This window comes from Ensifer sp. D2-11, from assembly GCF_054161295.1.
On record NZ_CP096433.1, the window covers coordinates 3,103,194 to 3,116,745 of the forward strand.

General features: G+C 63.4%; 15 protein-coding genes. 7 read left to right on the forward strand and 8 right to left on the reverse strand.

All coding sequences use genetic code 11. From position 1 onward, the window contains the following. Nucleotides 1-52: 52 nt before the first annotated feature. From M1D34_RS14910 to M1D34_RS14925, 4 genes are all read right to left on the reverse strand, one after another. Nucleotides 53-1,588 carry a type II and III secretion system protein family protein gene (locus M1D34_RS14910; RefSeq protein WP_498779682.1) on the reverse strand — a complete coding sequence of 512 codons (1,536 nt, stop codon included), beginning with the start codon at nt 1,586-1,588 and terminating at the stop codon, nt 53-55. A gap of 13 nt (nt 1,589-1,601) precedes the next feature. After that, nucleotides 1,602-2,411: a Flp pilus assembly protein CpaB gene (cpaB, locus tag M1D34_RS14915; protein ID WP_498779684.1), complete on the reverse strand. Its 810-nt coding sequence runs from the start codon at nt 2,409-2,411 to the stop codon at nt 1,602-1,604. A 124-nt stretch (nt 2,412-2,535) separates the two neighbouring features. Beyond that, nucleotides 2,536-3,048: an A24 family peptidase gene (locus M1D34_RS14920; RefSeq protein WP_498779686.1), complete on the reverse strand. Its 513-nt coding sequence runs from the start codon at nt 3,046-3,048 to the stop codon at nt 2,536-2,538. Between the two features lie 172 nt (nt 3,049-3,220). After that, nucleotides 3,221-3,400, reverse strand: a complete 180-nt coding sequence (locus M1D34_RS14925) for a Flp family type IVb pilin (RefSeq protein ID WP_498779688.1) — start codon at nt 3,398-3,400, stop codon at nt 3,221-3,223. 251 nt (nt 3,401-3,651) lie between these two features. Between M1D34_RS14925 and M1D34_RS14930 the strand changes: the two genes are divergently transcribed. The 7 genes from M1D34_RS14930 (at nt 3,652) to upp (ending at nt 9,949) form a co-directional block, all read left to right on the forward strand. Next, on the forward strand, nt 3,652-4,068 hold the full coding sequence (locus M1D34_RS14930; protein ID WP_003536154.1) for a pilus assembly protein N-terminal domain-containing protein: 417 nt from the start codon (nt 3,652-3,654) through the stop codon (nt 4,066-4,068). A gap of 165 nt (nt 4,069-4,233) precedes the next feature. Further along, entirely contained in the window at nt 4,234-5,397 is a 1,164-nt protein-coding gene (locus M1D34_RS14935) for an IS4-like element ISRm16 family transposase (protein WP_498779691.1), read from the forward strand. 225 nt (nt 5,398-5,622) lie between these two features. After that, nucleotides 5,623-6,237, forward strand: coding sequence for a TadE/TadG family type IV pilus assembly protein (locus tag M1D34_RS14940; RefSeq protein ID WP_010968377.1), 615 nt, complete (start codon nt 5,623-5,625; stop codon nt 6,235-6,237). A gap of 7 nt (nt 6,238-6,244) precedes the next feature. Next, nucleotides 6,245-6,829 (forward strand): TadE/TadG family type IV pilus assembly protein, encoded by a 585-nt coding sequence (locus M1D34_RS14945; protein ID WP_498779693.1) that lies wholly within the window; start codon nt 6,245-6,247, stop codon nt 6,827-6,829. Nucleotides 6,830-7,020: 191 nt separating this feature from the next. After that, entirely contained in the window at nt 7,021-8,241 is a 1,221-nt protein-coding gene (locus M1D34_RS14950) for a phosphopentomutase (protein ID WP_027990561.1), read from the forward strand. Beyond that, nucleotides 8,238-9,212: an adenosine deaminase gene (locus M1D34_RS14955; RefSeq protein WP_107607855.1), complete on the forward strand. Its 975-nt coding sequence runs from the start codon at nt 8,238-8,240 to the stop codon at nt 9,210-9,212. Before M1D34_RS14950 ends, M1D34_RS14955 begins: the two co-directional genes overlap by 4 nt. 107 nt (nt 9,213-9,319) lie before the next feature. Beyond that, nucleotides 9,320-9,949, forward strand: coding sequence for a uracil phosphoribosyltransferase (gene upp / locus M1D34_RS14960; RefSeq protein WP_498779696.1), 630 nt, complete (start codon nt 9,320-9,322; stop codon nt 9,947-9,949). 50 nt (nt 9,950-9,999) lie between these two features. On the opposite strand, the gene deoA is transcribed toward upp, so the two are convergent. From deoA to M1D34_RS14980, 4 genes are all read right to left on the reverse strand, one after another. Then, nucleotides 10,000-11,322 carry a thymidine phosphorylase gene (gene deoA, locus M1D34_RS14965; RefSeq protein WP_498779698.1) on the reverse strand — a complete coding sequence of 441 codons (1,323 nt, stop codon included), beginning with the start codon at nt 11,320-11,322 and terminating at the stop codon, nt 10,000-10,002. Continuing rightward, nucleotides 11,323-12,120: a purine-nucleoside phosphorylase gene (locus M1D34_RS14970; RefSeq protein ID WP_498779700.1), complete on the reverse strand. Its 798-nt coding sequence runs from the start codon at nt 12,118-12,120 to the stop codon at nt 11,323-11,325. Then, nucleotides 12,117-12,512: a cytidine deaminase gene (locus tag M1D34_RS14975; RefSeq protein WP_003536146.1), complete on the reverse strand. Its 396-nt coding sequence runs from the start codon at nt 12,510-12,512 to the stop codon at nt 12,117-12,119. The genes M1D34_RS14970 and M1D34_RS14975 overlap by 4 nt, the downstream gene beginning before the upstream one ends. A gap of 66 nt (nt 12,513-12,578) precedes the next feature. Continuing rightward, on the reverse strand, nt 12,579-13,550 hold the full coding sequence (locus M1D34_RS14980) for an ABC transporter permease (protein WP_003536145.1): 972 nt from the start codon (nt 13,548-13,550) through the stop codon (nt 12,579-12,581). Nucleotides 13,551-13,552: the final 2 nt, after the last annotated feature.

The following is a 13,552-nucleotide window of genomic DNA, read 5'->3' on the forward strand; positions in this document are numbered from 1 at the left end:
GGCTGCCTTTCAAGACTGTTTCGAGCTGCGCTTCGCTTCTGCATGGCCCTGCCTATTTGTAGATGAAGCCGACATTGCCGTGGTAGCGGCCGGCGGGCGGCTGCGCCTCGGGGCGCCCATAAATCCGGTTGACCCGGCCGAGGAAAAAGCTTTCGAGATCGTTCGCCGGGTTGAAGTTGTCGTCCGGGCGCGAGATCGCACTGCGGGCGACGGGCCGCACGAGATAAGGCGTTGCGATGATGACGAGCTCCGTCTCGCTGCGCTGGAAGTCCTTGCTGCGGAAGAGCGTGCCGAGGATCGGGATCTTCGAGGCGGCGGGAAGGCCCGACATCGCCTGGCGGACATTGTCCTGGACGAGGCCGGCGATCACGATCGAGCCGCCGGACGGCAGTTCGACGCTGGTCGAGGCTTCGCGCCGGCGGATGCCGAGGAAGGTGTTGCCGGGAATGGCGGTCATGCTGTTGCCCGTGACCACCGAGCCCTCATAGGTCGGCTCCGAGACATCGGTTTCGATCTGCAGGCTGATGCGGCCGGGGCCGAGAACGACCGGCTTGAAATTCAGCCGGATGCCGTATTCCACGTCGTTGACCTCACGCTCTACCGTGGTTTGGCCGGTCTCGTCGTCCGTCGAGACCTCCTGCACGCCGGCAAGCCGGAACTCGCCGCCGACGTAGAACTTCGCCTCCTGGCCGGAAATCGCCGTCAGGCTCGGCTCGGCGAGCGTGCGCATGACGCCGGCCTGTTCCATTGCGTTGATATAGCTCGAAATGGTTGTGGGGCCGATCGAACCCTTGATGAGGGCATTCGTGCCGACGGCGATCGCGTCGCCGAGATTGGCCGGGTTACGGAAGCTGATGCCGCTTTCGCCATCGGAGACGCGGCCGTTGAAGCCGAGCTGCTTCAACACCTGCCGGCTGACCTCGGCCACGGTGACTTTCAGCGTCACCTGATCGTCGCCCTCGATCGTCAGCAGATTGACGATCTGCGAGTTCTGCCGGTCCTCGGCGAAAATATCGGCATCGCCGTTATTGCCCTGCGCGGTGATGTTGCGCGTGGTCGCCTCGCCGCCCTTCAGGAAGGCGCGTGCGAGATCGACGGCCCTGGTCGAGTCGAGGGGCGTGCGGACCGTGCCTGTCAGCACCACGTTGTCCGAGATGATTTCGACATTGATATCAGCATCGGGAATGAAGCGACGCAAATTGGATTCGAGACCGGCGACGTCGCGCTCGACGGCGACCTCCAGGCTGACGATCTCCTCACCTCCCGGGCCGAAGACGAAGATGTTCGTCTGGCCGACCGACTTGCCGAAAAGATAGATACGGCGCGAGGTGCGGGTGATCGCGTCGGCGAGCGAGGGATCCGCAACGAGAATGTCGTGAGCGTCGCTCGGCAGGTCCACGACGACCGCCTTGTTGAGACCGAGATTGATGGTCTTCCGGGCGCCCGGACCGCTATCGACAATCCTCACGACCGAGGAGGAGGCGGCCTCTGCGACCGGCACGGTCGGCGACGTCATGCCCGAAAAGGCCAGACAGAAGGAGAGGCCGGCTGCGAGGGACGACCGAAACTTTTTTGCGATCCGTTTCACCTTGCGCCCCGTCCTACTTCTGGTTCTGGAGGGCCACACCGTCGCCCTTGACGATGGAGCCCGACTTGATGACCTGAATGCTCGGCCGGCCGTCGCCGTTGAGAAGGTAGTCGGCAGCCATAGTGTCCGGCTCCTGCGCGTCGGCAACGCTGCGCAGCGCCAGCGAGATGCGGTCCGCCACCTGCTGCGCGACCGTCATGACCTTCGATTGATCCGGCGTCAGCTCCAGCGTCGCGGTCGTACCGACGACCGCTTTCGAGCCGTCTTCCTTCTCCTCGATCTGCTGGTCGATCGCCAGCACGCGGACATTGCTCAGCACGGTTTCGGTCAGATAGAGATCGCCGTCGGACTTGCGCACCATGATCACGTCGACGCGATCGTTCGGCAGGATGAAGCCGCCGGCGCCGGTCGCGACCGTGATCTCCGTGGCGACGGCGCGCTTTCCGGCCGGCAGCAGCGACGACATGATCCGGTTCGATGCGTCGGCGATCTTTTCCTGACGCACCGGCTCGCCGGTAAAGATCGGCAGGCGGACGACCGCGCCGGCAAGATCTTCGACGGCAGCGGGACGGTTTTCCTCTGTTATCATGCCCTCGGCGACACCGTCTTCCGGCCAGGCTTTCCAATGGATGGAATCGGCGCCGAGACGGGAGCCGACCGGCAGGCTCTTGCCGGCGACGAGCACGTTGATGGTCGGGGCCTGCTCTATGACGGGTTCCGCCGTCTGCGGGGCGGGCGCACGGGTAAGCTTCATCGCCAGCAGCCCGGCCATGGCAGCCGAGCCGACGGCCACCGCCAGAATGATAATGCGCACCGGTCTCATGATCGCCCCAAATCCCCGAGAATTGCCCAGGATCAGGTTGATCAGGAATTGGTGTAATTATGGTTAACAGGTCGGATACGGGTATGGTTAAAGAATAGTTGCGCGGACGCGTGGCGCCGACGTTTTATGAAAGCTGCGCGAGCGCGGCCTGCATCAGGGGTGAAGAAGGATAGGCCGCGAGGCCGCCAAGAGCGATTGCGATGCCGTAGGGGATTTTCTTGGCGGTCAGCAACAGATGCGGCACCGGAATGCCAGTGGCGAGGATCGTGTTCTCCTGTTTGCGCAGGAACAGAATAGCGCACGTCAATATGCCACCAAAAATGGACACGTAAACAAGGAATACCGGGAGCGATGCGTTGAAACCAAACCAAATGGCGCTTGCGGTCAGGAGCTTGGCATCGCCACCCCCCATTACATTTGTTGCGAAAAGGCAAAAGCAGATAGTGAAAACCACTACTGCAGCAACGATGTGAAGGCAAATCTGGACCACATCAAGCCCAGCCAACGGCGCAACAATGGCAAAGGCACCCAACAGAATCGCCGAAACCCGATTCGGTATCGTCATCGTGAAGAGGTCCGTCAGCGCCGCAAATGCCAAGCAAAGTGGTAGAACTACAAGTATGGCAGCTTCAGTCATATTCTCGTATCCCTATCCAGTGCTGGTGCGCGGTACACCTTCGTACTTGGACGTAAAAGGCCGCGTGCTTATCTTTGCGCGTCTGGGTGGAAAGAAAAAAGCCGCCCCAGGCGGGGGCGGCTCATCCAGCTACGGGACAGCAACGTCCAAGCCTTTCACCGTGTGGTCTCGTTTACTTATTCACTTCAGTTGTCAGTTTATCGCCCAGCTTATCGAATGTTTCGTTGAGCGAGGTACCAAGTGCTCCCGCACCGGTGATCAGCGCCACCGAGATCAGAGCTGCGATCAGGCCGTATTCGATTGCGGTTGCGCCGGACTCGTCCTTCATCAGGCGTGCAAAAATGGTCTTCATGACTATTCTCCTCAAACTTCACTTGTTGCTCAGCACGTCCGTCAAACTGTTGCCGTTGATCGGATACCCTGAATTTAGCGGGGGCTAATTGCTTTCCGCTTAAGGAATCCGGTTACCGTGACGTTAAGGGAAACTCGCTTTTTCCTGGGTAAACGTGCGGAAAATGGACGCCTTAAATTGCGCCGCATCGACGTAACCATTCTTTCACCAAAACGCGCCAAGATGCGGCAGATAGACCGTCAGGACGCGCCATGAACATGCCCTCAGCGGCCCCGCGGGCCGCACTGCTTGCAACCACTGCACTCCTGGCGATCGCCGCACCGGGCGGAGCCCGCGCGGCTGAAGAAATGATGCGCGTCTATATGGACCACGCCCGCGTGCTGAAGCTCGACCGGCCGGTCAGCAAGGTGATCATCGGTAATGCGGAGGTTGCCGACGCGACCGTGGCGGATGCGAAGACCATCGTGCTGACCGGGCGCAATTTCGGCACCACCAATCTCGTCATCCTCGACCAGGACGGCAACGCCATGGTCGACGAGCGCATCCTGGTATCGATCGACGAGGGCAACACCGTACGCGTCTACAAGCAGACCGTGCGCACCGTTCTCTCCTGCACGCCCAATTGCGAGCGTGCGGAACGGCAGGCCTCCGCTTCGAGCGGCAATTAAGACCGGGAAATTCGCCCTGCCCCTCACCCTAACCCTCTCCCCGCAAGCGGCAGGGCTGTCCGGGGAAAGTTCCGGGTGAATCGAAATGTCGCAGGCGCATGCCCCGTCAGACGGCGTTTTTCCGTCTATTTTCTGGTTGTCGAGACTCAGAAAAGGAGACGGAGCATGCGGTTCACCCCTAGCATTTTCGCCCAGCTGCTGAAAGCGATTGATCGCCGCAGCTTTCAGGCGATTGTGGATCGTCATGCCGGGGATGCCTACGACAAGTGCTTTACCAGCTGGGATCATCTGGTGGCACTGATCTATGCCCAGTTGAGCGCCACGACCAGCCTGCGCGGGTTGGAGGCGAGCTTCAACGCCAACAGTCAGCATCATTACCATCTCGGCAGTGGCCGGCTGATGCGCTCGACGCTGTCGGACGCCAACCGCCGCCGCCCGGTCGCCGTCTTCGCCGAGACCTTCGCGCTTCTGGCCGGTCAGCTCGACCGGCAGACGCGCCGGGAGGGCACCAAGATGCTGCGGCTGATCGATTCGACCCCGATCCCGCTGGGTAAGCTGTACGATTGGGCCAAGTCGAACGGCCGCATCCGCGGCATGAAGCTGCATGTCGTCTATGATCCCAAGGCCGATTGTCCAGGCATCCTCGACATCACCGACGCCAACGTCAACGACGCCCAGATCGGCCGCACGATCACCATCGAAAAGGGCGCAACCTATGTCTTCGACAAGGGCTACTGCCATTACGGCTGGTGGACGGCGATCGCCGAAGCCGGCGCCAGTTTCGTCACCCGGCCGAAGACCAACATGGGACTGGCTTTGGTCGCTGAACGCCCCGTTGAGCAACCTCAAGGCGATGGCTTCCTGGTCCTCGAAGACAGCCAGGTCAGCCTCGCCAGCAAGGGCGATTCCAAGCTGCCGATCGGCTTGCGCCGGGTAATCGTCAAGCGCCAGGACGGCGATACGATCACGCTTCTGACCAACGACCTCGAGCGCTCCGCCGTCGAGATCGGCCAGCTCTATAAGGATCGCTGGCAGATCGAGCTTCTGTTCCGCTGGATCAAACAGCACCTCAAGATCCGCAAGTTCCTCGGCAACAACGACAACGCCATCCGCCTGCAGATCTTCGCGGCGATGATCGCCTATGCACTGTTGCGCATCGCCGCCCGCCTCGCCCGCGTCCCTCTACCGATCCTGCGCTTCACCGACCTCGTCACCCAGTGCCTGTTCCAGCGCAAAAGCATCGCCGAAATCCACAAGCCGCCGCAGGTCAATCCAAGCCGACCAAAACCCCGGACCATCCCAAACCAAATGGTCTTCCACTATGCATGAATTTTCCCCGGACAGCCCTGCGCAAGCGGGGAGAGGGGACTTGAGCCGCAAAGCGAGCCGCTTGTCCCTTCTCCCCGCTTGCGGGGAGAAGGTCGCGGCGGCGGGATGAGGGGCCCTTCCGACCTCTGCTTCAGAACCACTAAAATTCTTCGGGTCCTCGAAAACGAATCTTCAACAGTCGCCGTGTATTTTTGCGCCAACCAGTTGACATGACGGAACGGCGCGATGTCGATCGACGAGAAAGCATCCACTCCCCGGGCGCCCTTGCCGCGCGGCCTGTTTCGGCGCCTCATCGGCGACCGGAAGGGCGCGACGGCGATCGAATTCGCGATCCTTGCGCTGCCCTTCTTCATCGTCGTTTTCGCCTCGATCGAGACATTCATCGCTTTTGCCGGCGAGCAATTGCTGGCCAATGCGACGGATACGCTGGCGCGGAAAATCCGCACGGGTGAGATCACCACCGATATCGGCAAGCCCGGCTTCACGACAGAAACCCAGTTCCGTCAGGCTTTCTGCGACGAAATCGCGATCATGATGACCTGTTCGGCGACCGAGGCGGAGCAAGCCTCGAAACTCCATCTCGATGTCCGCAAGCTTCCCGCCGATCTCAGCGCGTTTCCGAAAGCGGTGCCGCGGAACGGCTCGGATCTCGACACCAGCGGCTTCACTTTCGCTCCCGGCGGCCCGAACGACTACACCATGGTGCGCGCCTATTACCGCTGGACCGTGATCACCGATCTCGTTCGTCCCCTGGTGACCAAACTCAGACCCGCCGGCGACAGCATGCCGCGCGACTATCTGATGGTCTCCACCGCCACCTTCCGCAACGAAAACTATTGAGGCTGCCATGGACCGCCTTCACACGCGCAAACAGCACCTGTGGGGAGCCTTCCACGGCCTGTTACGGGACCGCCGCGGCGCCGGTGCCGTCGAATTCGCCATTGTCGCGCCGCTTCTGATCGCGGCCTATGTCGGCGCTTTCGAGCTTTCGCTCGGCTTCACCGTCGCGCGCAAGGTCGGGCGGGCCTCGAGTGCGGTGAGCGATATCGTCACCCAGGAGCAGCAGGTGAACAAGGCCTTTCTCGACGGCATGCGAAACGTCGCGAGAAACATGCTCGTCCCCTATGACGGCTCCGACTACGACCTCAAGATCACCGGCATCCAGGTGAACGGCACGACGGAAGGCAAGGTCGCCTGGTCCCGAGGCTGGTCGGACGGGAGCGACGGTGCGACGGTTCCCTATGCGGTCAATTCCGTCGTCAGCGTTCCGGCCGATCTCGACGCGGTGAATGCCTTCGTCGTGCGCACCGAACTCGTCGTCAACCACCAGCTTTCCCTGTTCGGCTCGGACGCCGGCGGCACGATCCCGCTCTCCAGGACCTCCTATTACCGCCAGCGCTTCGGGACGACCATCAACTGCACGGATTGCTGACCGGTCTGGAGCGGGATGAGGAAAGTGTGCGCGGCCTTCCGCCCGGGGTGCGCCTCCGACGACATGCATCAATTGCAATGGACAAGGCGGCGCGCTATTTCTGCCGGATTGTGCGGCGACGGCCGCGAAAGTCTTAATGGCACCGGCTCGCCGCTTATCGCGCTCGCGCCCGGGATCAGTCAGGGTGTTTCATGGCGCGTGCGTTTCTTTTCGTCCTCGATTCCTTCGGCATCGGCAATGCGCCGGATGCGGAGGCTTTCGGCGATCTCGGCGCCGATACGCTCGGACACATTGCGGAGTTCTGCGCGGCGGGAGCCGCCGACCGGGCGGGCCTCCGGGAAGGGCCGCTCCATCTGCCCAACATGTCGGCGCTCGGTCTCATGCATGCGGCGCGGCTCGCCACCGGGCGGCTTCCCGCCGGCATGGCGCTGCCGGAACGCGTTTATGGTATCTACGGCGCGGCAAGCGAAGTCTCGCGCGGCAAGGACACGCCTTCCGGCCATTGGGAAATCGCCGGCACGCCGGTGACCTTCGACTGGGGCTATTTTCCGGCCGAAGGCGACGCCTTCCCTCCCGAACTCGTCGAAGCGATCTGTCGCGAGGGCGATGTGCCCGGCATTCTCGGCAATTGTCATGCCTCGGGTACCGACATCATCGCCCGCCACGGCGAAGAGCATATGCGGAGCGGCAAGCCGATCTGCTACACCTCGTCCGATTCCGTCTTTCAGATCGCCGCGCACGAACAGACCTTCGGGCTGGAGCGCCTGCTGAACCTCTGCGAGACCGTCCGCCGGCTCGTCGACGACTACAATATCGGCCGCGTGATCGCACGGCCCTTCGTCGGCAGCGACCCGGGCAGCTTCACGCGCACCGGCAACCGTCGCGACTATTCGGTGCTGCCGCCGGAGCCGACCGTTCTCGACCGGCTGCAGGAGGCCGGGCGCACGGTGCACGCGATCGGCAAGATCGGCGATATCTTCGCGCATCAGGGTGTGACCAGGCTCACCAAGGCCAACGGCAACATGGCCCTGTTCGACGCCAGCCTCGAAGCCATCGAAGAGGCCGAAGACGGGGCGCTCGTCTTCACCAATTTCGTCGACTTCGACATGCTTTACGGCCATCGCCGCGACGTGCCCGGCTATGCCGCCGCGCTCGAAGCCTTCGACGCACGCCTGCCCGATCTCGACCGCCGGCTGAAACCGGGCGACATGGTGATCCTGACCGCCGACCACGGCTGCGATCCGACCTGGCGCGGCACCGACCACACGCGCGAGCGCGTGCCGGTCCTGATGTTCGGCCCGACGCTTCGCAGCCGCTCCTTCGGCATCGCCGACAGCTTCGCCCATATCGGCGAAACCGTCGCAAGACATCTCGGCATTGGCGCCGGCCCACATGGGAGAAGCCTCATTTGACCGCTCATCTGAAGAAAGCCGAACTGCATTGCCATATCGAAGGCGCGACGCCGCCGGAACTGGCGCTGAGGCAGGCCCGCAAATACGGCGTCGACACCAGCGCGATCATCCGCGACCGGGCCTATGTCTGGGAGGATTTCACCAGCTTCGTAAGGTGTTACGACGCCGTCGCCTCGCTTTTTCGCACCGAGGGTGATTATGCGCTTCTCGCCGAGACCTATCTGACGGAGCTTGCCGAAGCGGGTACGATCTACAGCGAGATCATCGTCTCGCCCGACCACGGCGAAACGATCGGACTCGGCGCCGATGCCTATATCGAGGGCCTCGCCGCCGGCATGGAGGCGGCGAGGGTGAAGACCGGCATCGAATCCCGCATGCTGATCACCGGCATCCGCCATCTCGGTCCCGACTCGGTCATCAGGACCGCCGAATATGCAGCGATGCGCCGGCATCCGCTCGTGACCGGTTTCAATCTGGCCGGCGAGGAGCGCATGCACAGCGTCGCGGAATTCTCCCGCGCCTTCGACATCGTCCGCGATGCCGGCCTCGGCCTGACCATCCACGCCGGCGAGCTTTCCGGCGCATTCAGCGTGCGCGATGCGCTGGACCATGTCCGCCCGGCCCGCATCAGTCACGGGGTCCGGGCGATCGAGGACGACGATCTCGTGAAGCGCCTTGCCGACGAGGGCGTCGTGCTCGAAGTCTGCCCGGGCTCGAATGTCGCGCTTCAGGTGTTCCCGGACTTCGCCTCGCATCCGCTGCGGCGGCTTTACGAAGCCGGCGTCCGCGTGACGCTCAATTCCGACGATCCTCCCTTCTTCCACACGTCGCTCGCGCAGGAATACGAAATCGCCTTCCACGCGATGGGCTTCTCGGACAGCGAGATCGACCGGATGACGAAGACCGCGATTGAAGCCGCCTTCGTGGACGAGCCGACGCGAGAGAAGTTGCTGGCTGCGTTACATATCTAGTTGCGCGGAGAGGGCGCAGCTGCACAAGTTCCACCTACACCCTTGCGGCCCCCGCCCTTTCCATGGAAAAGAGGGTGGATAGCCAATTTTCCCGGGGAAGATGAGCCATGGACGGCGTAACGGTGATCGGTCATCCGCTGGTGCAGCACAAGCTGACCATCATGCGCAAGAAGGAAACGTCGACTGCGGGCTTCCGCCGGCTGATCAAGGAAATCTCGACGCTGCTCTGCTACGAGGTCACGCGCGACCTGGAGCTGACGACCGAACGGATCGAGACGCCTCTCGTGGAAACCGACGCGCCGGTGCTCGAGGGCAAGAAGCTCGTCTTCGCTTCCATCCTGCGCGCCGGCAACGGCCTGCTCGAGGGCATGCTCGAACTGGTACCCTCGGCGCGCGTTGCGCATATCGGCGTCTACCGGGATCACGAGACTCTGCAGGCGGTCGAATATTTCTTCAAGGCGCCGGACAACATCAACGAACGCCTCGTCATCGTCGTCGACCCGATGCTCGCTACCGGCAATTCCGCGATCGCGGCCATCGAGAAGCTCAAGGAGCGCGGTGCGCGGAACATCCGCTTCCTCTGCCTGCTTGCCGCTCCGGAGGGTATCCGCAACTTCCAGGGCGCCCATCCGGACGTGCCGATCTTCACGGCCTCGATCGACAGCCATCTCAACGAGAAGGGCTATATCGTGCCGGGCCTCGGCGATGCGGGCGACCGCATGTACGGAACGAAGTAGGGCTATCGGCCTGCCGTCCTGTCGCCTCGGAAAACCGCACACGCTTTTCCTCAACCGGCTCTGAGCTTCGAAACGATCACCGGCCGTCGCGCCGGCTCCTCGTCCGAGATCGCGTAGAGCGTCGCAACCCTCTTTGCGATGGCCTCGGCCCGGCTTCGGTCGGCAGCATGGACGAAGGCGATCGGCTCGCCCTTTTCGACTTTCGCCCCGAGCGGCCTCAGGCCGGTAAGACCGACGCGGTGATCGATCCGGTCATCCGGGCGGATGCGCCCGCCGCCGAGCTCGATGACCGCCATTCCCAGTTCGCGCGTCTCGCAGGACGTGAGATAACCATGCCGGCCCGCCGGCACGGCAAGGATCGCAGGTGCCTTGGCAAGATGAGCGCCCGGGCGATCGACAAAATCGGCAGGGCCGCCGAGCCGATGCACCATGAGGCCGAAGCGCTCCATCGCCTCCCCGCTCCCCAAAACGCGCCGCGCCATGGCTTCGGCTTCGGTTTCGTGAGCCGCAATACCCGCTGCAACGAGCATCTCCGCAGCCAAGGCCATCACGACCTGATCGAGGCGGGTTCCCGCTTTCTCGCCGCGCAGATAAGCCAGGCAGTTCTCGATTTCGAGCGCGTTGCCAGCCGCGTCCGCCAGCGGCTCGTTCATGTCGGTGATCAGCGCAGAGGTGCGCACGCCCGCACCATTGGCGACCTCGACAAGCGAACGCGCCAGGACTTCGGTTTCGGCAGGATCGGTCATGAAGGAGCCGTTGCCGAGCTTGACGTCGAGCACCAGCGACCGTAGCCCTGCGGCGAGCTTTTTCGACAGGATCGATGCGGTGATCAGCGGCACCGAATCGACCGTCGCCGTCACGTCGCGGATCGCATAGAGGCGCTTGTCGGCCGGCGCCAGATCGGCCGTCTGGCCGATGATCGCGCAGCCGACCTCGTCGGCCACGCGGCGGAACAGTTCCGGCGAAGGCTGGATGTCATAGCCGGGGATCGATTCGAGCTTGTCGAGCGTCCCGCCGGTGTGGCCGAGCCCCCGGCCCGAAATCATCGGCACGGCCGCACCGCAGGCGGCGACGATCGGCGCCAGCATCAGCGAGACATTGTCGCCGACGCCGCCCGTCGAGTGCTTGTCGACAATGGGGCGTGCGAGATCGCTCCAGTCGAGCGTTTCCCCGGAATCGCGCATCGCCAGCGTCAGCGCCACGCATTCGTCGCGATTCATGCCGGAGAACCAGACCGCCATGGCGAAGGCGGCCGCCTGCCCTTCCGAAACCGAGCCATCGGTCACGCCCGCGACGAAACCGGCGATCTCCGCCGGATCGAGCCGATCGCCGTCCCTTTTCTTTCGTATGATTTCCTGCGGAAGCATGGCCATTCAGCCTTCGCTCGAGATCATCTCTTTCAGGATTGCCGCCAGCCGCGTGCCGCCGAGCGGCGCCATTTGCTTGGTTTCTTCATGGCTGAGTTCCGACCCGGTCATGCCGGCGGCGAAATTGGTGACGACGGAGGCAGCGGCGACCTTGAGCCCGAAGAACCGGGCGAGAATGACCTCCGGCACCGTGGACATGCCGACCGCATCGGCGCCGAGGATACGGGCCATGCGGATTTCGGCCGGCGTCTCGAAGCTCGGTCCGGTGAACCACATATAGACGCCGCGCGCGAGCGGGATGCCGAGGCGTTCGGCGGCCTCCTCCATCCCTATGGCCAGCGCCGCGTCATAGGCATTTGTCATGCCGACGAAGCGCTCATCGCTTTCGACGCCGATCAGCGGATTGGCGCCGGCAAAGGCGATGTGATCGGCAATGCGCATGACCGAGCCCGGCGGCATGTCTTCGCGCAGCGACCCGGCGGAATTGGTGAGGATCAGGTTCTCGACGCCGATCCGCTTCAGCGTTTCGATCGGCACGCGCATGGCATTGGCGTCGCCGCGTTCGTAATAATGGGCACGGCCGGAAAGCACGGCGACGGGAGTGTCGCCGATCCTGCCCGCCACGAACTCGCCGGCATGGCCGGAAACGCTGCTCACCGGAAAGCCCGGTATGTCCGCATAGGGGATGCGCAGCGGCTCCGCCACCGCGTCGACGAGAGAGCCGAGGCCGGAACCGAGCACGATCCCGTAGCGGGGCGCAAGCGCTCCGAGCCTGCCCTTGAGGAAGTCCGCCGCCGCCGTCATCCGAGAATCTCCGTCTCGAAGCTGTGCGGCAGCAGGTCGGAGAGCGCCAGCGTCTTCCTGATCCCCGTTTCGTCGCAAAGATAGATGCGGGTGCTCGCACCGGAAAATTCCGCCAGCCGCTGGCGGCAGCCGCCGCAGGGCGGGCAGAGCGCGAGTTTCTCGGCCACCACCGCGACTTCCGTGATCTTGCGCTGGCCGGCCATCACCATATGGCTGATCGCCGTCGTCTCGGCGCACCAGCCCTCCGGAAAGGACAGGTTCTCGATGTTTGCGCCCGTATAGATCCTGCCGTCCTCGGCGCGAATGGCGGCGCCGACCGGAAACTTGGAATAGGGCGCATGCGCCTTTGCCATGGCTTCACGCGCCGCGACAAAGAGTTCGTCCTTGGACATGGGTTTTTCCTTATAGTTATGCATATCGTTATCCCGAAACCGCTGCGCACTTTCGGGCGACATGCATTAGCGCTCCTTCACATAGGGTACGCCGCCCGCCTTCGGCGGAATGGCCTTGCCGATGAAGCCGGCAAGCAGGATGACGGTGAGGATATAGGGCAGCGCCTGCATGAGCTGCACCGGAACCTGGCCGACAAGCGGCAAGGGCGTGCCCTGCAGACGGATGGCGAGCGCGTCGAGGAAGCCGAAGAGCAGGCAGGCAAACATGATATTGAGCGGGCGCCATTTGGCGAAGATGAGCGCCGCGAGCGCGATATAGCCCTTGCCCGCCGTCATGCCCTTGACGAAGCCCGCCGTCATCGCCAGCGACAGATAGGCGCCGGCAAAGCCGCAGAGAATGCCGCAGCAGATGACCGCGCGATATCTGAGCCAGATCACCGAGATGCCGGCGGTATCGACCGCGCCCGGATTCTCGCCGACGGCGCGCAGCCTCAGGCCGAAACGGGTGCGGTAGAGAATCCACCAGCTGATCGGCACCATCGCGAAGGCGAGATAGGTGAGCAGGAAATGGCCGGACAGAAGGTCCGCATAGACCGGCCCGAGGACGGGGATCTCGCGGATCATGTCCGCGTCGGGGAAGTTGATCGTCTGGAATCGCGCGCCTTCGGCGAGCGCCGGCGTGCGGCCGCCCTGCCGGAACCAGGCCTCCCCCAGGATCACGGTGGAACCGGCGACGATGAAGTTGATCGCCACACCCGAGACGATCTGGTTGCCGCGCTGGGTGATCGAAGCATAGCCGTGGACGAGCGACAGGGCCACGGAAACGAGGATCGCCGCACCGAGCCCCACCCAGACGGACTGCGTGACGGCTGCCGCCGCACCGGCGGCAAAGGCCGCACCGAGCATCTTGCCCTCGAGGCCGATGTCGAAGACGCCGGCGCGTTCGGTGAAGAGGCCGGCAAGGGCTGCGAAGACCAGCGGCACGGAGACGCGGATCGTCGATTCCAGGAGCACGACGAGAACGTGGAAGAAATCCATGG

Coding starts and splice junctions, on each gene's coding strand:
- M1D34_RS14945 (WP_498779693.1), top strand. CDS start 6,245: ATGGACCGCCTTCACACGCGCAAACAGCACCTGTGGGGAGCCTTCCAC.
- M1D34_RS14980 (WP_003536145.1), bottom strand. CDS start 13,550: ATGGATTTCTTCCACGTTCTCGTCGTGCTCCTGGAATCGACGATCCGC.
- M1D34_RS14970 (WP_498779700.1), bottom strand. CDS start 12,120: ATGACGGCGGCGGCGGACTTCCTCAAGGGCAGGCTCGGAGCGCTTGCG.
- M1D34_RS14925 (WP_498779688.1), bottom strand. CDS start 3,400: ATGAAGACCATTTTTGCACGCCTGATGAAGGACGAGTCCGGCGCAACC.
- M1D34_RS14930 (WP_003536154.1), top strand. CDS start 3,652: ATGAACATGCCCTCAGCGGCCCCGCGGGCCGCACTGCTTGCAACCACT.
- upp (WP_498779696.1), top strand. CDS start 9,320: ATGGACGGCGTAACGGTGATCGGTCATCCGCTGGTGCAGCACAAGCTG.
- M1D34_RS14920 (WP_498779686.1), bottom strand. CDS start 3,048: ATGACTGAAGCTGCCATACTTGTAGTTCTACCACTTTGCTTGGCATTT.
- deoA (WP_498779698.1), bottom strand. CDS start 11,322: ATGGCCATGCTTCCGCAGGAAATCATACGAAAGAAAAGGGACGGCGAT.
- M1D34_RS14975 (WP_003536146.1), bottom strand. CDS start 12,512: ATGTCCAAGGACGAACTCTTTGTCGCGGCGCGTGAAGCCATGGCAAAG.
- cpaB (WP_498779684.1), bottom strand. CDS start 2,411: ATGAGACCGGTGCGCATTATCATTCTGGCGGTGGCCGTCGGCTCGGCT.
- M1D34_RS14940 (WP_010968377.1), top strand. CDS start 5,623: ATGTCGATCGACGAGAAAGCATCCACTCCCCGGGCGCCCTTGCCGCGC.
- M1D34_RS14935 (WP_498779691.1), top strand. CDS start 4,234: ATGCGGTTCACCCCTAGCATTTTCGCCCAGCTGCTGAAAGCGATTGAT.
- M1D34_RS14950 (WP_027990561.1), top strand. CDS start 7,021: ATGGCGCGTGCGTTTCTTTTCGTCCTCGATTCCTTCGGCATCGGCAAT.